The organism is Rouxiella sp. T17, assembly GCF_036663475.1.
Taxonomy (GTDB): Bacteria; Pseudomonadota; Gammaproteobacteria; order Enterobacterales; family Enterobacteriaceae; genus Rouxiella.
The window spans coordinates 72528-94984 of record NZ_JAWUEA010000040.1; the positions used below are offsets into that span (position 1 = coordinate 72528).

General features: G+C 49.9%; 21 protein-coding genes. All 21 read left to right on the forward strand.

Annotated elements, in window-relative coordinates; genetic code table 11:
- Nucleotide 1: 1 nt before the first annotated feature.
- Entirely contained in the window at nt 2-169 is a 168-nt protein-coding gene (gene rpmF, locus SC206_RS18030; RefSeq protein ID WP_002210931.1) for a 50S ribosomal protein L32, read from the forward strand.
- A 64-nt stretch (nt 170-233) separates the two neighbouring features.
- Complete coding sequence (plsX, locus tag SC206_RS18035) at nt 234-1280, forward strand: phosphate acyltransferase PlsX (protein ID WP_332739363.1); 1047 nt, start codon at nt 234-236, stop codon at nt 1278-1280.
- 6 nt (nt 1281-1286) lie between these two features.
- On the forward strand, nt 1287-2240 hold the full coding sequence (locus SC206_RS18040) for a beta-ketoacyl-ACP synthase III (RefSeq protein WP_332739365.1): 954 nt from the start codon (nt 1287-1289) through the stop codon (nt 2238-2240).
- A gap of 79 nt (nt 2241-2319) precedes the next feature.
- Complete coding sequence (gene fabD / locus SC206_RS18045) at nt 2320-3249, forward strand: ACP S-malonyltransferase (RefSeq protein ID WP_332739367.1); 930 nt, start codon at nt 2320-2322, stop codon at nt 3247-3249.
- 13 nt (nt 3250-3262) lie between these two features.
- Nucleotides 3263-3997, forward strand: coding sequence for a 3-oxoacyl-ACP reductase FabG (gene fabG / locus SC206_RS18050; protein WP_332739370.1), 735 nt, complete (start codon nt 3263-3265; stop codon nt 3995-3997).
- Nucleotides 3998-4149: 152 nt separating this feature from the next.
- Nucleotides 4150-4386, forward strand: a complete 237-nt coding sequence (gene acpP, locus SC206_RS18055; protein ID WP_332739372.1) for an acyl carrier protein — start codon at nt 4150-4152, stop codon at nt 4384-4386.
- Nucleotides 4387-4488: 102 nt separating this feature from the next.
- Nucleotides 4489-5730, forward strand: coding sequence for a beta-ketoacyl-ACP synthase II (gene fabF / locus SC206_RS18060; protein WP_332739374.1), 1242 nt, complete (start codon nt 4489-4491; stop codon nt 5728-5730).
- 250 nt (nt 5731-5980) lie between these two features.
- Nucleotides 5981-6784: an aminodeoxychorismate lyase gene (gene pabC / locus SC206_RS18065; protein ID WP_332739377.1), complete on the forward strand. Its 804-nt coding sequence runs from the start codon at nt 5981-5983 to the stop codon at nt 6782-6784.
- Between the two features lie 52 nt (nt 6785-6836).
- On the forward strand, nt 6837-7862 hold the full coding sequence (mltG, locus tag SC206_RS18070) for an endolytic transglycosylase MltG (protein WP_332739379.1): 1026 nt from the start codon (nt 6837-6839) through the stop codon (nt 7860-7862).
- Nucleotides 7852-8502: a dTMP kinase gene (tmk, locus tag SC206_RS18075; protein WP_332739381.1), complete on the forward strand. Its 651-nt coding sequence runs from the start codon at nt 7852-7854 to the stop codon at nt 8500-8502. The genes mltG and tmk overlap by 11 nt, the downstream gene beginning before the upstream one ends.
- Nucleotides 8499-9473 (forward strand): DNA polymerase III subunit delta', encoded by a 975-nt coding sequence (gene holB / locus SC206_RS18080; protein ID WP_332739383.1) that lies wholly within the window; start codon nt 8499-8501, stop codon nt 9471-9473. Before tmk ends, holB begins: the two co-directional genes overlap by 4 nt.
- Nucleotides 9474-9525: 52 nt before the next feature.
- Nucleotides 9526-10320, forward strand: a complete 795-nt coding sequence (locus SC206_RS18085; RefSeq protein ID WP_332739385.1) for a metal-dependent hydrolase — start codon at nt 9526-9528, stop codon at nt 10318-10320.
- 400 nt (nt 10321-10720) lie between these two features.
- Nucleotides 10721-12154 (forward strand): PTS glucose transporter subunit IIBC, encoded by a 1434-nt coding sequence (ptsG, locus tag SC206_RS18090; protein ID WP_332739387.1) that lies wholly within the window; start codon nt 10721-10723, stop codon nt 12152-12154.
- Between the two features lie 414 nt (nt 12155-12568).
- Nucleotides 12569-16480 carry an inverse autotransporter beta domain-containing protein gene (locus tag SC206_RS18095; RefSeq protein WP_332739389.1) on the forward strand — a complete coding sequence of 1304 codons (3912 nt, stop codon included), beginning with the start codon at nt 12569-12571 and terminating at the stop codon, nt 16478-16480.
- Between the two features lie 185 nt (nt 16481-16665).
- Nucleotides 16666-17013, forward strand: a complete 348-nt coding sequence (gene hinT, locus SC206_RS18100; protein ID WP_332739391.1) for a purine nucleoside phosphoramidase — start codon at nt 16666-16668, stop codon at nt 17011-17013.
- 121 nt (nt 17014-17134) lie between these two features.
- Entirely contained in the window at nt 17135-17503 is a 369-nt protein-coding gene (locus SC206_RS18105; protein WP_332739393.1) for a YcfL family protein, read from the forward strand.
- Nucleotides 17504-17524: 21 nt separating this feature from the next.
- Nucleotides 17525-18139: a penicillin-binding protein activator LpoB gene (lpoB, locus tag SC206_RS18110; protein ID WP_332739395.1), complete on the forward strand. Its 615-nt coding sequence runs from the start codon at nt 17525-17527 to the stop codon at nt 18137-18139.
- Complete coding sequence (locus SC206_RS18115; protein WP_332739397.1) at nt 18123-18986, forward strand: phosphotransferase; 864 nt, start codon at nt 18123-18125, stop codon at nt 18984-18986. The genes lpoB and SC206_RS18115 overlap by 17 nt, the downstream gene beginning before the upstream one ends.
- A gap of 24 nt (nt 18987-19010) precedes the next feature.
- A complete protein-coding gene (gene nagZ / locus SC206_RS18120; RefSeq protein ID WP_332739399.1) occupies nt 19011-20045 on the forward strand; it encodes a beta-N-acetylhexosaminidase in 1035 nt (344 codons plus the stop codon).
- 243 nt (nt 20046-20288) lie between these two features.
- Nucleotides 20289-21593, forward strand: a complete 1305-nt coding sequence (locus SC206_RS18125; RefSeq protein WP_332739401.1) for an NAD(P)/FAD-dependent oxidoreductase — start codon at nt 20289-20291, stop codon at nt 21591-21593.
- A gap of 217 nt (nt 21594-21810) precedes the next feature.
- Entirely contained in the window at nt 21811-22353 is a 543-nt protein-coding gene (locus tag SC206_RS18130; RefSeq protein WP_332739403.1) for a glycine zipper 2TM domain-containing protein, read from the forward strand.
- The last annotated feature ends 104 nt before the right edge of the window (nt 22354-22457 follow it).

Genomic DNA, 22457 nt, shown 5'->3' on the forward strand with positions numbered 1-22457 from the left:
CATGGCCGTACAACAGAATAAACCAACCCGTTCTAAACGTGGCATGCGTCGTTCACACGATGCGCTGACCACCGCCACTTTGTCTGTGGACAAAACTTCTGGCGAGACTCACCTGCGTCACCATATCACTGCCGACGGTTTCTACCGCGGTCGCAAGGTTATCGGCTGATTTCTTACTTGCTAACTATTTACTTGATAACATTAAACTTGTTAAGTAATAGCAAGGCGATACCTTGAAACGTCTAACCCTCGCGTTAGACGTTATGGGCGGGGACTTCGGTCCTTCCGTCACAGTGCCTGCTTCATTGCAGGCACTGACCTCTAATCCCGAACTCAATCTTCTTCTGGTCGGCAATCCCGACGAAATCACCTCTTATTTGGCCAAAACCGATCCTTCCTTATTGGAGCGGATAAAAGTTATTGCCTCTGAGTCAGTGATTGCGAACGATGCCAGAGCCTCGCAAGCCATTCGCGCCAGTCGCGGAAGCTCAATGCGCATGGCGTTGGAATTCGTCAAGAGTGGAGAGGCGCAGGCCTGCGTCAGCGCTGGAAATACCGGCGCATTGATGGGATTGGCAAAGCTGGTTATCAAGCCGCTGGAAGGCATCGAGCGCCCGGCATTGATGACCGTGTTGCCAAATCAGCAGCGCGGCAAGACCGTTGTGCTTGATTTAGGGGCAAATGTTGAATGCGACAGCAATATGCTGGTGCAGTTTGCCGTGATGGGTTCCGTCATGGCAGAAGAGGTTGTCGGTATCGATAACCCACGCGTAGCCTTGCTGAATATCGGCGAGGAAGAATCGAAGGGACTGGACAATATCCGAGAAGCTGCTTCGATTCTAAAAAAAATACCCGTAATCAATTATATCGGTTATCTTGAAGGCAATGACCTCCTAACCGGTAAAACTGACGTCATGGTATGTGATGGTTTTGTCGGAAATGTCACACTGAAAACTATGGAAGGTGTGATCAGGATGTTTTTGTCATTGCTTAAATCCTCTGGGGAGAATGGCAAGAAATCCTGGTGGATGAAATGGTTCGGGCCGACTTTGCAAAAAATAGTACAGAAAAAATTAGCAAAGCGTTTCAGTCATTTACACCCAGACCAGTATAATGGCGCGAGTTTGTTAGGATTACGCGGCATCGTGATTAAAAGCCATGGCGGTGCAAATCAGCGGGCGTTTGCTGTTGCTATCGAACAGGCTGTTCAGGCGGTGCAGCGGCAGGTTCCCGAGCGGATCGCCGCGCGCCTTGAGGCTGTCTTACCCAAGAGTGACTGACTGTACATGTATACAAAGATTCTCGGTACGGGGAGCTACTTGCCCGTACAAGTTCGGACTAATGCCGACTTAGAAAAAATGGTTGAAACGACCGACGAGTGGATTGTCACCCGTACCGGTATCCGCGAACGTCGCATTGCCGCGCCGGATGAGACTGTAGCAACAATGGGCCTGACCGCCGCTCAAAAGGCGTTGGAAATGGCAGGCGTCGAAGCAAAAGACGTCGGACTCATTATTGTTGCCACAACCTCGTCCTCGCACGCGTTTCCAAGTTCTGCCTGCCAGATTCAAAACCTGCTGGGCATAAAGGACGCCGCGTCGTTTGACCTTGCTGCTGCTTGCGCAGGTTTTACCTATGCACTTAGCGTTGCCGATCAATACGTTAAGAGCGGTGCCGTGCGTCACGCACTGGTTATCGGCTCCGACGTCCTGTCGCGCAAAATCGACGATGAAGACCGCGGCACCGTTATCCTGTTTGGTGACGGCGCGGGCGCAGTCCTGCTGGGCGCATCTGAAGAGCAGGGCATCATCTCTACTCACATGCACGCCGACGGTAGCTACGGCAACCTGTTGAGCCTCGAATATCCAAACCAGAAAACCTCTGAACAGCCACCTTACGTCAAGATGGCCGGTAACGAAGTGTTTAAGGTTGCGGTCACCGAGCTGGCGCACATCGTTGAAGAAACGCTTCAAGCCAATAATATGGATCGCGAGCAGCTCGACTGGCTGGTGCCGCATCAGGCTAACCTGCGCATTATCAGTGCCACGGCCAAGAAATTGGGCATGGGCATGGATAAAGTGGTGGTTACCCTCGATCGCCACGGCAACACCTCGGCGGCTTCCGTACCGACTGCGTTTGATGAAGCTGTGCGTGATGGCCGCATTCAACGCGGACAACTTGTTCTGCTCGAAGCTTTCGGTGGCGGTTTCACCTGGGGCTCGGCATTGGTTCGATTCTAATTTTTCGGACTCTTTTTTGATTTTTTGACTCACAGAGCGCTACGGATTTCAGGGCGTTTTCGAATTACAGGATAGTTAAATGACCAAGATCGCAGTTGTTTTTCCTGGGCAAGGCTCGCAGGCGTTAGGGATGCTTTCTGACCTCGCCGCTGCACATCCGATTGTTGAATCGACCTTTGCGGAAGCCTCTTCCGTGCTGGGCTACGATTTATGGCAGCTGGTGCAGCAGGGTCCTGCCGAAGAGTTAAATAAAACCTGGCAGACTCAACCTGCCTTGCTGGCCGCTTCCGTCGCTATCTGGCGCGTGTGGCAGCAAGAACAGGGCGCCGAGCCGGTTCTGATGGCAGGCCACAGCCTGGGTGAATATTCTGCGTTGGTTTGTGCCGGTGTTCTGGATTTCAAACAGGCGATAAGCCTGGTTGAACTGCGCGGCAAACTGATGCAGGAAGCTGTGCCTGAAGGCACTGGCGCCATGTACGCCATTATTGGTCTGGACAACGCCTCCATCGCTAAAGCCTGTGAAGAAGCGGCTGAGGGACAAGTCGTCTCTCCGGTCAACTTCAACTCACCGGGTCAGGTGGTTATCGCCGGCAATAAAGAAGCGGTTGAACGCGCGGGCGCAGCCTGTAAAGAAGCCGGTGCCAAACGCGCACTGCCGCTGCCTGTCAGCGTGCCTTCACACTGTGCATTAATGAAACCTGCGGCAGATAAAATGGCCGTGGCTCTCGAGAAAGTCAGTTTCAGCCAGCCACGTTACCCCGTTGTCAACAACGTGGACGTGAAGGTTGAGACGTCTGCCGAAGAAATTCGCAGCGCCCTTGTTCGTCAGCTTTACAATCCGGTACGCTGGACTGAAAGTGTCGAATATATGGCTCAGCAAGGCGTAGAACAGCTGGTTGAAGTGGGTCCGGGCAAAGTCCTGACCGGCTTGACCAAGCGCATTGTTGATACCCTGACGGCGGTGGCAGTGAACGATTCTGCCAGCCTGTCTGCGGCGCTTGAAAAATAAGAAGAGGAAGAAAATGAGCTTCGACGGAAAAATTGTTCTGGTCACCGGCGCAAGCCGTGGTATTGGCCGGGCTATTGCAGAGAAACTGGTTGCCGGTGGCGCACGCGTTATTGGCACCGCGACCAGCGAAAAGGGTGCTGAAGCTATCAGCGCCTATTTAGGCGAAAACGGCAAAGGTATTGCTCTCAATGTGACTGATTCTTCGTCAATTGAACAACTATTGACGACGATTCGTGCTGAATTTGGTGAAATCGACATTTTAGTTAATAATGCTGGTATTACCCGTGATAACCTTCTTATGCGCATGAAAGACGACGAGTGGCAGGATATTCTGGACACTAATCTGACTTCTGTGTTTAAGCTGTCAAAAGCGGTAATGCGAGCTATGATGAAAAAGCGGTTTGGCCGAATCATCACCATTGGTTCTGTAGTTGGAACCATGGGTAACGCAGGACAGGCGAACTACGCGGCAGCTAAAGCCGGTCTGATCGGTTTTAGCAAGTCTTTGGCGCGTGAAGTTGCTTCACGCGGCATTACTGTCAACGTCGTCGCTCCTGGCTTTATTGAGACGGACATGACAAGGGCGTTGACAGATGATCAACGTGCAGGCATTTTGTCATCAGTTCCAGCCAACCGGTTGGGCGATGCAAAAGAAATTGCCAGCGCTGTTGCATTTTTAGCCTCTGATGAGGCCAGCTACATCACTGGTGAGACTTTACATGTCAATGGCGGCATGTACATGATCTAATGATCATCCCACTTTTGCTTTTTTGGCTTTAAAAATAGGCAAATAAAGCAAAATAGTGGTTTGACCAGCCGGGATTTAGTTGCATCTTTTCCAACATTTTATACACTACGAAAACCATCGCGAAAGCGAGTTTTGATAGGAAATTTAATAGTATGAGCACTATCGAAGAACGCGTTAAGAAAATCATCGTTGAACAGCTGGGTGTTAAACAGGAAGAAGTAGTTAACTCTGCCTCTTTCGTAGACGACCTTGGCGCAGATTCTCTCGACACCGTTGAGCTGGTTATGGCTCTGGAAGAAGAGTTTGATACCGAGATCCCTGACGAAGAAGCTGAGAAAATCACTACTGTTCAGGCAGCTATTGATTTCATCAATCAAGCTCAGGGTTAATCGAAACTTTTCTTCTGATAAGTTTTGATAGTTAGGCGGTCATATGACCGCCTAAGTTTTTTTCATTCCTCGGTAATTTTTTTCCCTCCCTGGAGGACACACGTGTCTAAACGTCGAGTTGTTGTGACTGGACTTGGCATGCTTTCTCCCGTCGGCAATACAGTAGAGTCTACTTGGAACGCTCTCCTGGCCGGTAAGAGTGGTATTGGCCTTATCGACCATTTTGATACTAGTGCCTTTGCAACGCGATTTGCTGGCTTAGTAAAAGATTTTAACTGTGAAGACTACATCTCGCGTAAAGATGCGCGCAAGATGGATCCCTTCATTCAGTACGGCGTTGCCGCCGGTATTCAGGCCATGAAAGACAGCGGCCTTGAAGTAACCGAAGAAAATGCCCCGCGCTTTGGTGCCGCCATTGGTTCTGGCATCGGCGGTCTGGGTCTTATCGAAGAAAACCACACGTTACTGGTTAACGGCGGCCCGCGTAAAATCAGCCCATTCTTTGTGCCTTCTACTATCGTCAACATGATTGCCGGTCATCTGAGCATTATGTTTGGCCTGCGTGGACCGAGTATTTCCATCGCAACAGCTTGTACCTCTGGCGTTCATAACATCGGACACGCGGCGCGTATCATCGCCTATGATGATGCAGACGTGATGCTGGCCGGCGGTGCCGAAAAAGCCAGTACACCTCTGGGCGTCGGCGGATTCGGTGCAGCACGCGCGCTGTCAACGCGCAACGACAATCCACAGGCTGCAAGTCGTCCGTGGGACAAAGACCGTGACGGTTTTGTGCTCGGTGACGGTGCCGGTATCATGGTGCTCGAAGAGTACGAACACGCCAAAAAGCGTGGTGCCAAAATTTATGCCGAGATCGTCGGTTTTGGTATGAGCAGCGATGCCTTCCACATGACTTCGCCACCGGATAACGGTTCAGGCGCGGCGCTAGCGATGGAAAATGCCCTGCGTGACGCTGGCATTTCTGCGGCGAAAATCGGTTACATCAATGCGCACGGCACCTCGACTCCTGCGGGCGATATTGCCGAAGCTCAGGCCGTGAAATCTATTTTCGGTGCCGATGCAGGCCGTGTACTAGTGAGCTCGACCAAATCCATGACCGGTCACCTGCTGGGCGCGGCGGGCGCGGTAGAGTCTATCTTTACTCTGCTGGCACTGCGCGATCAGGCTGTTCCTCCAACCTTGAATCTGGATAATCCAGACGAGGGTTGCGACCTCGACTTCGTACCACACGAAGCGCGTCAGGTTAGCGGCATGGAATATACCCTGTGTAACTCTTTCGGTTTCGGCGGCACTAACGGCTCGCTGGTATTCCGCAAGCTGTAGTCGTCTCTAGGTAATGCTTGCAAAGGCCCGATCTTCGGGCCTTTTTGTTTTTTAGTGTTAACCCGTTATCTTTTTGATTTCAGTTATTTTACCGCTAATCATTTTTACTACCCTCCGCCTTGCGCTGTCTGTTTGCAAGCCACAACGCAGCGATATAAAAAGTTTGCGAGACGTCGCGGAAAGTCAGAAAGATCTCGTGGCAACGACGCGATGATTACGCCAGTCTGAAAGCCGAAAAAGGGAGACGACGATGTATTGGATCAACGGTAGCGCGCAAAACATGATTTCTGTTGCCGACCGCGCCGTGCAGTTTGGCGACGGCTGCTTTACCACGGCCTGGGTTAAACAGGGTCAGGTGCAGCGCTTGGACGCGCACCTAAATCGCCTGCAGCAGGCGGTGGCGGCGTTGCTGATGCCCGAATGCGACTGGCAACAGCTTAAGGCAGAGATGCAGGAAGCGGCGATTCACTGCTCCGAAGGCGTGCTCAAGGTAATTTTGTCACGCGGGCAGGGCGGTCGCGGGTACAGCAGTCATGGTACGGTTGGCCCAACGCGCATTATGTCGTTAAGCGACTATCCGCAACATTATCACGCGTGTCGCGAGCAGGGCATTGAACTTGGCTTGAGTCCCGTGACATTAGCGCGAAGCTCTTTACTCGCAGGCATCAAGCATCTTAATCGTCTTGAACAGGTGATGATACGCGCCCATCTGGATAAAACATCCTGCCATGAAGCGCTGGTAACGGACACGTCTGGCGCGATAGTTGAATGCTGCGCGGCCAATCTGTTCTGGCGCAAAGGCGCGAAGGTTTATACGCCAGATCTCACCTTTGCGGGTGTCAACGGCCTGATGCGTCAGCATATTATCGAGGTGCTTTCGCAATCGGCTGAATTTTCGCTCGAAATCGTTGCCGAAAAACTGGCTACGTTGGAAAATGCTGAAGAAATCATCGTTTGCAATGCCCTGATGCCAATTCTTCCAGTTAGAAAGATAGAAAACTGGCATTATAACGGCTCGAAATTATTGTCCTTTTTGCAGGCTCATTGTCAGTAAAAGCTTGTGCATTGTTTTAGGGAAAAGCCGCTTTGTTGTTAAGTGAAAAGTCATGAAAATCAAAAAAACCAGAATTTTAGGCCTGATTGTTGTTGTGCTGCTGGCGCTAGCGGCCCTGACCTATTTTAAAGTCGAGCGCTTTGCCGACCGTAAAATTAACGTTGTTAACGAGAAAATCTTTACTCTGCCAGCCGGAACCGGCCGCGTGGTGCTGGAAGATATGCTGGTCAAACAAAAACTGATCGCCTCGCCAAAACTGTTCACTTTGTTACTGCACGTTGAGCCAGAACTCAGTGAATTTAAAGCCGGCACCTATCGTTTTCCGGCGGGAATGACCGTGCGTCAGATGCTCGAGCTGCTAAGAAGTGGCAAAGAGGCGCAGTTTACCGTGCGCTTTGTAGAGGGTTTCCGTCTGCAAGACTGGATGCAGGTGCTGCAAAAAGCGGGCTATCTCAAGCATGAACTGACTGGCAAGAGCGACGACGAGATTGCCACGGCGCTCGACATGAAAGACGCAAAAAATGCGGAAGGCTGGCTCTATCCAGACACTTACGCCTACACGGCAGGCACCACTGATCTCTCATTGCTGAAACGCGCCCATACGCGGATGGAAAAAACCGTCGCGCAAATCTGGCAAGATCGCGAAACAGGTTTGCTGTATAAAACGCCGACTGACATGCTGACCATGGCGTCAATTATCGAAAAAGAGACCGCGCTGAAAGACGAGCGCAAAGAAGTGGCGTCGGTATTTATCAATCGCTTACGTATCGGGATGCGTCTGCAAACTGACCCAACCGTGATTTATGGCATGGGTGATAGCTACAAAGGGGCGATCGGCAAGAAAGATCTTGAGACGCCAACGCCGTATAATACCTATGTTATCGATGGCCTGCCGCCGTCACCGATCGCCATGCCGAGTGAGGCATCTATTGACGCGGCCGCACATCCAGCGAAAACCGATTTCCTCTATTTTGTCGCCGATGGCAAGGGTGGACACACCTTTACGACCAATCTCGACAGCCATAACAAGGCAGTGCGCGCCTATCGCGACCTGATGAAAAACAAGAATGAACAGTAGTTTTATTGTTATCGAAGGTCTGGAAGGGGCCGGAAAAACCACCGCGCGCGACGTGGTGGTCAATACTTTGCGCGAGCAGGGCATCGAAGATATTCAGTTTACCCGGGAGCCGGGCGGTACGCCGCTGGCCGAAAAACTGCGTGACCTGATTAAACAGGGTATTGAAGGTGAGCAACTGACCGACAAGGCCGAAGTACTAATGCTCTATGCGGCGCGCGTGCAGCTGGTCGAAAACGTTATCAAGCCTGCACTGGCGCGTGGCGCGTGGGTCGTGGGCGATCGTCACGACCTCTCTTCGCAGGCTTATCAAGGCGGCGGACGCGGCATCGACAGTCGCCTCATGACCTCGCTGCGCGATACCGTGCTCGGCGATTTTCGTCCAGATCTGACCCTGTATCTCGACATCTCGCCTGAAATCGGTCTGCAACGTGCCCGCGCACGCGGCGAGCTGGATCGCATCGAGCAAGAGTCATTGGCCTTTTTCCAACGGACTCGCGAGCGCTATCTGAGCCTCGCAGCAGAAGATGAGAGCATCAAAACTATCGATGCTTCGCAAACGCTCGAGCAGGTTAGCGCGTCAATTCGCCAGACGCTGATTGACTGGATTGCTCACCAGCGTGAGCAGGTCGCGCGCGGATGAATTGGTATCCGTGGCTAAACGGCCCATATCGGCAACTGATCGCGCAGTATCAGGGCGGGCGGGGCCATCACGCGCTGTTAATGCATGCCGCAAAAGGCATGGGCGACGACGCGCTGATTTACGGCCTGAGCCGCTGGTTGCTATGTCAGCATCCAGAAGGGGAAAAAAGCTGTGGGAAATGCCACAGCTGCAATCTGATGATTGCCGGTAACCATCCAGACTGGCACGTGTTAACGCCTGAAAAAGGCAAAAACAGTCTGGGCGTCGAACCTATTCGCCAGCTTATTGAAACGCTTTATAATTATTCCCAGCAGGGCGGTGCAAAAGTCGTGTGGTTGCCTCATGCCGAGCTGCTTACCGAAGCGGCTGCCAACGCATTGTTGAAAACGCTTGAAGAACCACCCGAGCGCACCTATTTCTTGCTGGGCTGTCATGAGCCTTCAAGACTACTGCCGACCCTGCGCAGCCGCTGTTTTTATTGGCACCTAGTCACGCCCGATGCTGCGTTGGCAAGTCAGTGGATTGCACGCCAGCTTCCCGCCGATCCGCTCGCTATTCAGACCGCGTTACGCATCGGTGACGGCACGCCACTCGCGGCGCTGGCCTTGCTTCAACCTGAACGCTGGAAACAGCGCGAGCAGCTATGTCAGCAACTTTCTACCAGCTGGCAGCAGCGCGATTTGCTATCCTTGCTGCCACAGCTGAATCACGACGACGCGGCCGATCGCCTGTTTTGGCTCTGTTCGCTGCTGCTCGACGTATTGAAAACCCAGCAAGGCGCAGAACACTTCGTGATAAATCTCGACCAGCAGCCTCTGATTACGCTGTTGGCCGACGGGCTGACCAATGCCGCCTTACAGAAAAACCTTCAGGGCTGGATGCGCTGTCGTCAGCAACTGCTTAGCGTGGTTGGCGTTAATCGCGAGCTGCTATTAACCGAATATTTGCTGGAATGGGAAAGCGACCTCTAACCTTTCCCCTGTCCTTTGTTAAAGCCTTTCATAAAAGATAAAGAGTTAACCTATGTTTTTAGTCGATTCCCACTGTCATCTCGACAGCCTTGATTACCAGACGCTGCACGGCAACCTCGATAACGTGCTGATAAAAGCCCGTGAGCGTGACGTGAAATTCATGCTGGCGGTCGCTACTACGCTGCCAGGCTACCGCGCAATGGCAGAGATGATTGGCGATCGCCCAGAAGTTGCCTTCTCCTGCGGCGTGCATCCGCTAAACATTGAAGAGGGCTACGACTTTGACGAGCTGCGTACTCTGGCAGCCGATCCCCGCGTCGTCGCGATGGGCGAAACCGGGCTGGATTACTTTTATCAGAAAGAAGCGGCCCAGTTAAAATTGCAGCAAGACTCTTTCCGTCATCATATTCGCGTAGGTCGTGAACTGAATAAACCGGTGATCGTGCATACTCGCGATGCGCGTCAGGATACACTCGATATTCTGCATGAAGAGAAGGCCGGCGAATGCGGCGGCGTGCTGCACTGCTTCACCGAAGATCGCGCTACGGCAGAAGTGCTGCTGGATTTAGGCTTTTACATCTCTTTTTCCGGAATTGTGACCTTCCGTAACGCCGAGCAGCTGCGTGAAGCGGCGCGCTACGTGCCGCTGGACCGACTGTTGATTGAGACCGATTCGCCGTACCTCGCGCCAGTGCCTCATCGTGGCAAAGAGAATCAGCCCGCCTATGTGCGTGACGTCGCTGAATATCTGGCCGTACTTAAAGGTGTGAGTCTCGAAACCCTCGCCGAAGCCACTACTGCTAACTTTTCAAAACTGTTTCATGTTGACGCTGCGCGTTTGGTCTAAACGGAAAGCAGAGACCTAAATTTAGAAACAACCAACGCTAATTAACGCATTATTTCGGTTGTCGTAATAAAAGGCTCGAAGCCGCACTCATCAACGTGCCTTCGAGCTTTTTTTATGACAGTGTTTGCCAAAATCTGTACGAATTGATGATTTTCAGAAACAATTCAGTTTCTTTTAGACGCTTTTTTAATAAAACGTGATTACCATCAACTATTGTAAAAGGGATTTATTTTACCCTTCGTAAAAATTAAAAGGGGCAAATATATGCTCCGCCAGCGACAGGCCTAAAACCCGTTGCAACAGGGTTCAGGCCATCGCTAAAGACCCTGAGAAGTCGGTATCTGCCACGCGTTTTACGAGTGGAAAAGATACAAAACCATTACTCAGGAGCACTCTCACTATGTTCAAAAACGCGTTTGCAAACCTTCAAAAGGTCGGTAAATCGCTAATGCTGCCCGTTTCCGTCTTACCTATCGCAGGAATACTGCTGGGTGTCGGTTCCGCAAACTTTAGTTGGCTTCCCGTCGTCGTCTCTCATGTGATGGCCGAAGCGGGAGGATCAGTTTTCGCCAATATGCCGCTGATTTTCGCCATCGGTGTCGCACTTGGCTTCACTAACAATGACGGCGTTTCCGCGCTGGCGGCGGTTGTCGCCTATGGCATCATGGTTAAAACCATGGCCGTGGTCGCCCCGTTGGTCCTGCATTTGCCTGCCGAAGAGATAGCCAGCAAGCATCTGGCCGATACCGGCGTGCTTGGCGGTATCATCTCGGGCGTCATAGCCGCCTACATGTTTAACCGCTTTTATCGCATCAAGCTGCCGGAATATCTCGGCTTCTTTGCCGGTAAACGCTTCGTGCCGATTATTTCCGGACTGGCGGCGATTGTTCTTGGCGTGCTGCTCTCCTTTATCTGGCCGCCGATTGGCAGCGCCATTCAAACCTTCTCCCAATGGGCGGCTTATCAGAATCCGGTCGTGGCGTTTGGTATTTATGGCCTTGTTGAACGTGCGTTAGTGCCGTTTGGCCTGCACCATATTTGGAACGTGCCTTTCCAAATGCAGGTTGGCGAATACATCAACTCGGCAGGCCAAGTATTCCACGGCGACATTCCGCGCTACATGGCCGGTGACGCTACCGCGGGTAAACTTTCGGGCGGCTTCCTGTTCAAAATGTATGGCTTGCCTGCAGCGGCGATTGCTATTTGGCACTCTGCCAAACCTGAAAACCGCGCCAAAGTGGGCGGCATCATGATTTCCGCTGCTCTGACCGCGTTTCTGACCGGTATCACCGAGCCTATTGAATTTGCGTTTATGTTCGTAGCCCCGATTCTTTACGTGATTCATATGATTCTGGCCGGTCTGGCATTCCCGATTTGTATCTTGCTGGGTATGCGCGACGGAACCAGCTTCTCGCACGGACTTATCGACTTTGTGGTACTAAGTGGTAACAGTAGCCGTATCTGGTTATTCCCGGTTGTCGGCGTGATTTACGGTGTGGTTTATTACACAATATTCCGCGTGCTGATTGTTAAGCTGAACCTTAAAACTCCTGGCCGTGAAACCACGACAACCACGCAAAGCGCGCAGGGCGGCAGTGAAATGTCAGCTTCGCTAGTTAAAGCTTTCGGCGGTAAAGAGAACATTACCAACCTTGATGCCTGCATCACTCGACTGCGTGTCAGCGTGGCGGATATTGCCAAGGTCGATCAGGCTGGGCTCAAACAGTTAGGTGCCGCGGGCGTCGTCGTTGCAGGTTCGGGTGTGCAAGCCATTTTCGGTACTAAATCTGATAACTTGAAAACCGATATGGATGATTATATCCGTAACAATTAATGATTGAATGACTTGTCTACATGTTTAGACACTATTAAATCCTAAGCCGGTCAGGTAACGCTGACCGGCTTTTTTATTGATTAAACTTAGTGATTTAATTACTTAATTAATGTGTCGATTATATCTTTAAAAATTCCTTTTATTAAAACATCATTGCTGCTTACATCGATTTTCATCCAATATCTCGAGGACTATTCCAAATCTGTTTTTATGCATGACAAATAATATCCCTTTAATGATAAATTCGCTAACTGCTGCAAATAAATGCGGACAATATTCTATTAATTTTATCGAATATTTTTTTATGAGCAAACTTTGCGCGTAATTTTTAAGTTTTTTAACTTACTGATTTTCAGAAGCCTTTTTATTGGGTGTGTAATAAAGTGTCATCTTTCTGAAACTCCCGTATTTGCAATGAAATTTCCTCGCATCTTTATAAAAGAAATTAATCTTTATGTTTTATTAACAAGGACGGCTGAAGTGAAAATTAATAGTCAAGACCTCCGGTTTTTAAAAATATTTAAAATACCGCAACCTCACTGTGCTCTTATATTAAAATATCTTATTCTATTGGTCTGGGGCTTTACGGCCCTTACACGGGTATCAGCAAAAGAAATTGTTGAACCCGCGCCTTTTAGCGAGCCACTTTTTACCCACTTCAGTTCTGGCCCACTTAGTCCCCAAGTGAGTTCAAAAGCGACCGAACTGTTAAGTGGCCAAGCGTCTCGAAAAATTGAAAATCTTTTATCGTTTCGCAATAGCCGAGCTAAGGCGAGCATTAATCCCGGAATAGGTAACAGAGAACATTTTGATTACCAACTGGACTATTTTTTCCCGTGGATTGACGATGAAAACTATACGCTGTTTACGCAAACTAGCATGCATCGATGGAACGAACGCGATTTGCTTAATGTAGGCTTTGGCTATCGTTACAGCCTTCAGAACAACATGATTATAGGGGGGAATCTATTTTTCGATCAGGACCTGACCCGCAAGCATAATCGCCTTGGAATTGGCGTTGAAGCGTGGGGTGAAAAAGTAAGAAGCTCGGCAAACTACTATCTGCCATTAAGTGGCTGGAAATCCTCCAGAGATAACCAGTTGAATCCAGATCCTGTTCACTACACGCTGTTTGAAAGAGCCGCAAGAGGATGGGACATTAATTTTGAGGCGTTGATTGCCCAGCCTTTGTCGGCAAAAATGACCTGGTTTCACTGGTTCGGCGATAAGGTTGATGTACTGGGTTACCGCAACAAAACAACTTCAAACCCTTATGGCTTAACATTCGGACTTAAGTGGCAGCCTCTTCCGTTATTTGGGTTCAGTCTCGATCATACGTTAATGAATGACAAATCTAACGATATCAAGTTAGGGCTTAATTTTACCTGGAATTTCAATGCTAATTTGCAACAACAGCTTGATCCCGAAAGAGGCAGGGCAATGGCAACGTTACCGCTGTCCAGATATGATTTTGTAACCCGCAATAATAATATTGTTTTAAATTACAAAACAGAAAATAGAACGCTCCCTCTTTTCTTTAACCCCGATAATTTAGTCTTGAAAGCAGGTCAGCAAAATGTCATGCATCCCGCGCAGGGCGGTTATGGTGGCGTAATAAAATATACCTCTGACGATCTGGCAACTGCATTAGTGGATGCAAACAGCGGCGTTGTTCAGCCATTAAGACGAGGGGAGACCTTTATTCGCGCGCAGGAGTTTCAAAAAAATATTTCGGAAGCACCTATTAATAGCGCCTTTTATCGACTCACAGTAGTAGCGGGTGATATTGCACCTTCGGCTGAACAGGTCGTTATAACGGGCAAGCCCGAAGTTGGCCAAACGCTTACCGGCAGCTACGTGTTTACCAATAATGAAGGCAATGATGAAGTTGAAGGCGGTTCCCCCATTTCTTGGTTTTATGCCAACGATTTGTTAACACCGATAAGTACAAAAAATACTTATAAAATACAGCCTACCGATCACGGACAAGAGATTGTATTTCAGGTTACGCCGGTCAATAAAGACAAGCTAACCGGCAAGGCAGTGCAGGCAAAAATTACTGTCCCTGGTATTGCGCTCAGTGAGTTTCTCGTTACCCATGGTAGTGCCCCTGTTAATGAGGGCGACGTCGTGGTATTCCCGCAGGGGATTCAGGGCAAGCTGACGCTAAGCGTGTCCGTAAAAGATGCGCAGAGTAAGCCGGTTCCCAATATTAAGGTGTATTTGAGTCAATTGAATCCCAAGCTCGGCAGCTTCAGCTCATCGACAGGCCTCACTAATACAGACGGGAAACTGAGTGTTGACTATGAAGGAATAACGTCACCCGGCAAGGAGACTGTTTCCATCAGTTTGCAGCCTGCCGCGACGTTCGGAAAGAGTACGAAAACTTCAGCAGTAAAATCTGTATCGCGTAGTTTTAGCGTCGAGTTTTCTGCTAGTACGATTGAACCTCTTCCTTCAATAACGTTAAAAGTTGGCGAAGGTAAAGCGATTGGTCCAAAAGGCGGAATTCCCGGTCAACCGTTTATTTTTACCTCTAATGCCCCCAAAGTTGTTGCCATCGAGCAAGGCAAGCTAGTGGCAATCAAAACGGGTGAGGCTGAGATAACAGTTTCTCAAAAGGCGACTGAAATAGTAAATGCGCCCGTGCCTGTCACGTTTAAAGTGAGTGTGAATAAAGCGCTATCAACTGAGCTCCATGCCAATCCTGTTAATGTGATTTTTGGCGCAATTAAACAACTGCTGGTAGTGACGGGCGGAAACGAGGGCGTGCTCAGTTATCTCTCTAATGATGTAAAAATTGTTAAGGTAACGGATAAAGGTGAAATGACCTTTTTGGCTACAGGAAAAACTACGATTAAAGTCAGTCAGGCGGCCACAGATAGTCTTGCAGCGCCGAAAGATATCGAAGTTTCCGTAACAGTCAACAATGGCCTGCCTGTTATTAATAATCTTAAAATATTAGGTAATGCGTCTGTAGGAAGTCAATTAAACTCATCTTATGCTTATGTGGGTAATGGGGCGGTAGAGGGTAAATCAACTTTCCAGTGGATGCATGAAAATGAATGGATTTCAGGAGCAACCGGTAAGAATTACAGAATAAAGAGTACGGATGTAGGCCATGAAATATTTCTTGAGGTCATTCCTAAAAATGTCTTAGGGGAATACGGTCCTGCTGTTAAATCTGCGGGTATTAAGGTGTCAGCAATCAAACCCACAGTGAAGAATGTAAAAATAACGGGTGAGCCTATTGAAAACGCCATACTCACTCTAAGTTATGAATATGTTGACAACGGCAATAATGAAGGCGTAACAGAATTTCAGTGGTTAAGTAATGGAGTACCTATTAATGGTGCTATTAGCCGAGAATATAAAATTTCAATAAACAGTGACTTTGGCAAAAAAATCTCCGTAAAAGTTATACCTAGAGATGCGTTAGGCATGATGGGAGATGAAGTCATCTCAAAAACAACTCAGGCAATCCGTGATTTACCGAAATTAAAAAATGTGGTTATTACTGGAAACCCAGTCGTGGGGGAAACCCTCACTGCGTCTTATAGTTATCTTGGTCAGGTTGCTGAAGGGATCTCAACTTTTCAATGGTATAGAGAAGGGGGGTATTTAATACCTAATGCGACCAAAAATAGATATGTTCCAACACAAGGCGATGTTGGCAGTAAAATATATTTTAGTGTTCAAGCTGTGAATATATCTTCTGATAAAGGGGAGTTAAGAGAGTCTATTGGTACGGATAAAGTTAAGTTATTTCCCCAAGTAAACAGAGTTTCTATTGATGGTAAGCCAAAGGTTGGAGAAAAGCTAACCGCTAAATATTATTTAAGTAATGGGAATTACAGTAAAACATTAAACACAATTCAATGGATTACTAGTCGTGGCGTTGTTAAACAAGGTAATGCTGAGTATGAGCTAACGGCAAAAGATGTGAATGAAAATATCTATTTTACCGTGACACCAACTAATGATGAGGGGGTTGCTGGAGTAATGGGAACTGCAACTAAAGTAGGTCCAGTTGAAGATATAGATAAGCCAGAAATATTACCTACAGTAGAGAATGTAAAACCTGTATGGGGCGATCAATATCCTGGCAACAAGAAAAATTACACCGTCAGATATGACTTTATGGCTAATGGTGGCGCGAGTGAAGGCGCTACTATCGTTGAGTGGTCTGATGGTGTGAATGTCTGGAAAGGCAAGGATATTTTTCTTGATGATTATATCAAAATCACTGAATTGAAAATAATACCCATTAACTCTGAGGGCGTTTGGGGAGATCCTTATATAGAGAAACACTATGGTTCCGAGTAAAAACCGGCTAACAAGAAGTAACAGAGCTTTTTACTAACAAATGGCAGATAACAGCACCCCAGCGGTTATCTGCCATTTTGTTGAGATATTCCACAAATGAGCAGCAAACGCCCTAATAAACTTGAAAAGAGCCGAATAGCTCACTCATACTGCGGGCACAGCATTTTTTGAAATGGAGAGATATCATGGCCGAAGAAACGATTTTCAGTAAAATTATCCGCCGCGAAATTCCGGCTGACATCGTCTATCAAGATGAACTGGTCACTGCTTTTCGCGATATCGCCCCTCAGGCTCCCACGCATATTTTGATTATTCCCAACATTCTGATTCCTACCATGAATAACGTCACCGCCGAACACGAAGCCGCGCTGGGCCGCATGATGACGGTTGGAGCAAAAATTGCCGAGCAGGAAGGGATCGCCGAAGACGGTTATCGTTTAATTGTTAACTGCAACAAACATGCCGGTCAGGTGGTGTATCATATACATATGCATTTAGTAGGCGGCCGTAATCTTGGTCCTCTGCTGGCATAACCGTTGTCTTCTATCTATGAAGTTACGATTTTAAAGTTACGATTATAAAGTTTCGATTTAAGGTTACGAGTGAGCAATACGCTCGTACCGCAGGCGCTTGTTTTTTGATGAGGGTAAAGGTATGCGATTTCTGATGGCCTGTGCTGTGTTGCTATGCTTGGCAGGATGCAGCAGCGCGCCGGGTATTGCGTTAAATAATCAGCAAACGGTCATTATGGAATCACCCGTGCTGACAGCCGGCATTATTCCGGGTTCGCCGTCGTTGTCGTCAGAGTTAGGGCGGAAAAAAGCCACCTTGTCGCTCAGCAACAATCAGCCTAAACCTATTCAAATTCACTATGTTTTCTATTGGTATGACAAGCAGGGTTTAGATCTCCTGCCGTTTGCCGCACCACGGACCATCACCGTTCCGGCAAACTCGGACGTCGATATCTATTCACTTAACGGTAATCTTGATGCGTACAGCGTGCGCGTACATCTTTATCTTTAATATCCCGTACGGAGAGGGTTGATGAAAAAGTATTTAGCCGTAGCCTTGGCAGTTTTGGCACTTAGCGGTTGTGAAATTACACAGCAGCAACAAGAGCAGCAGCAGACGCAGACCCCGCCGACCACGGCGCCTATTACTCCAGTGACTCCGGTGCCAAACATTGGTACGCCTGAGTCTGCCGGACAGCCGCCGGTGCAAAACATTCCTCAGCCGCCCAAGTTTCAGTCTATAGACTGGAGCGCGACGGTTCAGCCGCTAGTTGCCAAGATGCTGCAAGCTGACGGCGTGCAGGCCGGAAGCGTGTTGCTGCTCGACAACGTGAAGAACAGCACCAACGGTTCGTTGCAAACCGGTAAGATTACTTCCGCGATGCACACGGCGTTGGCGTCGAACAATACCTTCACCGTCGTTCCGGCTTCACAGCTCGCAACCGCCAAGCAGGCGATGGGCCTTTCACCCGACGATAATCTGGTCTCGCGCAGCAAGGCCATCGCGTTGGCCCGTCAGGTTAATGCTCAATACGTGTTGTACAGCGACGCCAGTGGCAACGTTAAATCGCCAACGCTGGACATGCAGCTTATGACCGTGCCAAGTGGTGAAATAGTCTGGTCAGGTAGCGGTGCCGTTCAACATTAATCTCAGTTTGACATCACTGATTGACCAACAACTTCCGGCGGATCTTTCCGCCGGTTGTGTTTTCAGGCCGGTGGAAGGTCTGAGTAGCGAAAGCTGGCACATTTCGGCAGGCAAGCATCAGTGGCTGGCCCGCCTTTCGTCGTCCGAAAAGCAGCGGCTCGGCATCGACCGGCGACGGGAATATCGGCTGCTACGGCATCTTGCGCAGACAGAAATTGCGCCTGAAGTGAAATGTTGGGCCGCGCCGTGGCTGGTGGTAAATTGGGTTGAAGGCGAAACGCTGGCGCAGGATAAATTTTTTGCTTCAGCTTCCCAGCAGCAGTTGGCCGCGATGCTTGTTAGCCTGCATCACCAGCGACCACTGGGTGAAATGCTGGTAATCAAGCGGCGGTTCGAGAATTACTGGCAGTCGATTGATAGCAAAAGGCTGACACCCGCCTGGCTTCGGCTGCATAAAAGAATGCTGAAGGCTAGATTGCCAAAAACGGTGAAAATTGCCGTCGCCCACATGGATATTCATCCGCAAAACTGGGTTGATAGCCCGCACGGCGCGCGACTGATCGACTGGGAATACGCAATCGCCACGGATATCGCACTGGAATTTGCTGCGCTGTTTGCCGGCAATGATTACAGCGTCGAGCAGCAAAAATCTACGTTGCAGCATTATGTACAACGTGGCGGTTATCGCGATGACAACTTGCTGGCACGTAGAATTCACCAGTGGCGGCCCTGGCTGGAATACCTGATGCTGATGTGGTTTGAGGTCCGTTGGCAACAGACGGGTGACGCGCGGTATATCGAATGGGCGCAGCCGCTGCACGATAAATTATTTAAAAACATAAAATGAGTCATATCACAGGAGAGTAGGGTCTTGGGTCCAGTAATGTTAGACGTTGCCAGCTTCGAGCTGGACGCAGAAGAACGTGAGATTTTGCAGCATCCGCTGGTGGGCGGGCTGATTTTATTTACCCGTAACTACCATGACGTTGAGCAGTTGCAAGAGCTTATCCGTCAGATCCGCGCGGCCTCTCGTGAGCGGCTGGTGCTGGCCGTCGATCAGGAAGGGGGCCGAGTGCAGCGTTTTCGCGAAGGCTTTACCCGCATTCCTGCGGCGCAATCTTTTGCGGCTTTAAACGATGAGCGCGAAGCCGGACGTCTGGCCGAAGAGGCCGGTTGGCTGATGGCGGCAGAAATGATCGCCATGGATATTGATATCAGCTTTGCGCCAGTGCTGGATATCGGCCACATCAGCGCCGCGATTGGCGAGCGTTCTTTCCATGCCGATCCACAAATTGCGTTAACTATCGCCGAGCGTTATATCAACGGCATGCACGAAGCGGGCATGAAAGTCACCGGCAAGCATTTCCCGGGCCATGGCGCGGTAACCGCTGATTCGCATAAAGAAACGCCGCGCGACGATCGTCCGCTCGAGGTTATTCGCCAGCATGATATGGCGATTTTCCGCCAGTTGAATGAGCGTAAACTGCTCGACGCCGTCATGCCCGCGCACGTGATTTATACCCAGGCCGATTCGCGGCCTGCCAGCGGCTCGCCGTATTGGTTAAAGCAGATTTTGCGTCAGGAGCTTGGCTTCACCGGCGTTATTTTCTCTGACGATCTCTCGATGGAAGGCGCAGCGGTAATGGGCAGCTACGCCGAACGCGGGCAGGCTTCGCTCGATGCCGGCTGTGACATGATTCTGGTCTGCAACAATCGCGACGGCGCAGTTAGCGTGCTGGATAATCTCTCCCCGACCCAGGCTGATAATGTGAAATCGCTTTATCACGGCGGCGGCTGGCATGGTAAATCGAGCCGTCAAGATCTACGCGACACTGCGCGCTGGCAGCAATCCAATCGTGAGCTCACCGCGCTGGATGCTCGCTGGCAGGCCCATAAGCAGGGTTAAGTTTCCGCTTTTTTACTCCTCTCAAACGTTTTGACGCTAACTGATTGAATCGCAACAGGCAAAAAATCAGTTGGCGTCTTGCCGCGTTAAAAAGAATTGATGTAGATCAATTTTGGTATAATCAACTGACTCTCGCATGCTATTCTCATCATTCAAGATGATTTAACTTGAGCAACCCTATGTTATCTAAGGATAATAGCGTTACCCTTAGATAACATTTGGTTTACATTTGAGGGAGTCATAGTGACTGAAGCAAAGAAAAAAATTGTGATTATCGGCGGCGGTGCGGGCGGTCTTGAGCTTGCCACCAGTCTGGGTCACAAACTTGGCCGCAGTAAAAAAGCCGAGATTATTCTGGTCGATCGCAACCACAGCCATCTGTGGAAGCCTCTGCTGCACGAAGTCGCCACCGGAAGTCTTGATGACGGCGTTGACGCACTGAGCTACCTCGCTCATGCGCGCAATCACGGCTTTACCTTCCAAATCGGTTCTTTGACCGATATTGATCGCGACAACAAAACCATCAAACTAGCTGAAATCCGTGATACCAACGGCGAGCTGCTGGTGGCCGAACGTGACCTGAATTATGACCAGCTCGTGATGGCGCTGGGCAGCACCTCCAACGATTTCGGCACGCCGGGCGTTAAGGAAAACTGCATTTTCCTCGATAATCCGCATCAGGCGCACCGTTTCCACAATGAAATGCTCAACCTGTTCCTGAAATATTCGGCCAATTCGGATAAGACCGGCACGGTAAATATCGCAATCGTGGGCGGCGGCGCAACGGGTGTTGAACTTTCGGCCGAGCTGCACAACGCGGTAAAAGAGCTGCACAGCTACGGTTTTGAAGGCCTGCAAAGCAGTGCGCTAAACGTGACGCTGGTTGAAGCCGGTGAACGTATTTTACCTGCCTTGCCACCGCGCATTTCAGCGGCGGCGCATCAGGAGCTCACTAAAATCGGCGTTAAAGTATTGACCAAAACCATGGTCACCAGCGCCGATAAAAAAGGCCTGAATACCAAAGACGGCGGCTTTATCGAAGCTGATTTGATGGTGTGGGCTGCGGGGATCAAAGCGCCTGATTTCATGAAAGATATTGCGGGTCTTGAGACTAACCGTATCAATCAGCTGGTGGTCGAACCGACGTTGCAAACTACCCGCGATGCCGACATTTATGCCATCGGCGACTGTGCTTCCTGCGCGCTGCCTGCGGGTGGTTTTGTGCCGCCGCGTGCCCAGTCGGCGCACCAAATGGCCTCGCGCTGCTTTGACAACATCATGGCGCAACGCAATGGCCGCAGCCTGAAACCTTATGTCTATAAAGACCACGGTTCGCTGGTTTCGCTGTCGCGCTTTAGCACCGTCGGCAGTCTGATGGGGAACCTGACCAAAGGCTCGATGATGGTCGAAGGGCGTCTGGCCCGCATGGTTTACGTGTCGCTGTATCGTATGCACCAGATTGCGCTGCACGGCTATGTTAAGACGGGTTTAATGATGTTTGTCGGCAGCATTAACCGCGTTCTGCGTCCGCGCCTGAAATTGCACTAACTTTCTGTACCGCCTGCATTTTTTTAGATGCAGGCTGAATCGATTCGAGGAATTGACGCTCTCTTTTTCTCGAATCGCCTCCTCGAATCGCCCTTCATAAGAATCTTCTCAAACCCACTGCATAACCCCGTTTCGCCTCTTTTTTGTCCGTTAATCTGATTGTTTCACTCACCTCCTTTACGCAAACTTACCTTATTCATTTTAGGGAGGATCTCCTGTGAACAAGTCAATGTTAGCTGGCGTCGGAATTGGCGTCGCCTCGGCCTTAGGGGTCGCGGCCGTAGCGGGTATGAACGTTTTCTCATCGGGTCCGCAGTATGCGCAAGTTGTCAGCGCCTCTCCTATCAAGGAAACCATCAAAACGCCGCGGAAAGAGTGCCGTAATATTACCGTCACCCATCGCCGTCCGGTTCAGGACGAAAATCAGGTGGTCGGTTCCGTACTGGGTGCGGTCGCGGGCGGGGTGATTGGACACCAGTTTGGCGGCGGTCGAGGACGAGATGTTGCGACAGTCGCGGGTGCATTGGGTGGCGGTTACGCCGGAAATCGCGTGCAGAGCAGCATGCAAGATAATGACACCTACACCACGCAAAAACAGCGCTGCACCACGGTTTACGACAAATCGGAGAAGATGCTGGGTTACGACGTGACCTATAAAATTGGCGATCAGCAGGGCAAAGTCAGAATGGATCACGACCCCGGCACGCAGATCCCGATCGATAAAAGCGGTCAGCTACAGTTAACACCGACTCGCTCGTAGTCTCCCGAATTAAAAGTACCACGCAAAGAAAAGCCCGAATTTTTAAGCTCGGGCTTTTTTATGGCTTCAATTTAGAAATCTATTGCGCTCAAAATCATGCGCTC

What these genes read in the sequence shown, in the direction of transcription:
- rpmF (WP_002210931.1), top strand. Translation starts at nt 2, where the DNA reads ATGGCCGTACAACAGAATAAACCAACCCGTTCTAAACGTGGCATGCGT.
- SC206_RS18040 (WP_332739365.1), top strand. Translation starts at nt 1,287, where the DNA reads ATGTATACAAAGATTCTCGGTACGGGGAGCTACTTGCCCGTACAAGTT.
- fabD (WP_332739367.1), top strand. Translation starts at nt 2,320, where the DNA reads ATGACCAAGATCGCAGTTGTTTTTCCTGGGCAAGGCTCGCAGGCGTTA.
- fabG (WP_332739370.1), top strand. Translation starts at nt 3,263, where the DNA reads ATGAGCTTCGACGGAAAAATTGTTCTGGTCACCGGCGCAAGCCGTGGT.
- acpP (WP_332739372.1), top strand. Translation starts at nt 4,150, where the DNA reads ATGAGCACTATCGAAGAACGCGTTAAGAAAATCATCGTTGAACAGCTG.
- pabC (WP_332739377.1), top strand. Translation starts at nt 5,981, where the DNA reads ATGTATTGGATCAACGGTAGCGCGCAAAACATGATTTCTGTTGCCGAC.
- mltG (WP_332739379.1), top strand. Translation starts at nt 6,837, where the DNA reads ATGAAAATCAAAAAAACCAGAATTTTAGGCCTGATTGTTGTTGTGCTG.
- tmk (WP_332739381.1), top strand. Translation starts at nt 7,852, where the DNA reads ATGAACAGTAGTTTTATTGTTATCGAAGGTCTGGAAGGGGCCGGAAAA.
- holB (WP_332739383.1), top strand. Translation starts at nt 8,499, where the DNA reads ATGAATTGGTATCCGTGGCTAAACGGCCCATATCGGCAACTGATCGCG.
- SC206_RS18085 (WP_332739385.1), top strand. Translation starts at nt 9,526, where the DNA reads ATGTTTTTAGTCGATTCCCACTGTCATCTCGACAGCCTTGATTACCAG.
- ptsG (WP_332739387.1), top strand. Translation starts at nt 10,721, where the DNA reads ATGTTCAAAAACGCGTTTGCAAACCTTCAAAAGGTCGGTAAATCGCTA.
- SC206_RS18095 (WP_332739389.1), top strand. Translation starts at nt 12,569, where the DNA reads ATGAAATTTCCTCGCATCTTTATAAAAGAAATTAATCTTTATGTTTTA.
- hinT (WP_332739391.1), top strand. Translation starts at nt 16,666, where the DNA reads ATGGCCGAAGAAACGATTTTCAGTAAAATTATCCGCCGCGAAATTCCG.
- SC206_RS18105 (WP_332739393.1), top strand. Translation starts at nt 17,135, where the DNA reads ATGCGATTTCTGATGGCCTGTGCTGTGTTGCTATGCTTGGCAGGATGC.
- lpoB (WP_332739395.1), top strand. Translation starts at nt 17,525, where the DNA reads ATGAAAAAGTATTTAGCCGTAGCCTTGGCAGTTTTGGCACTTAGCGGT.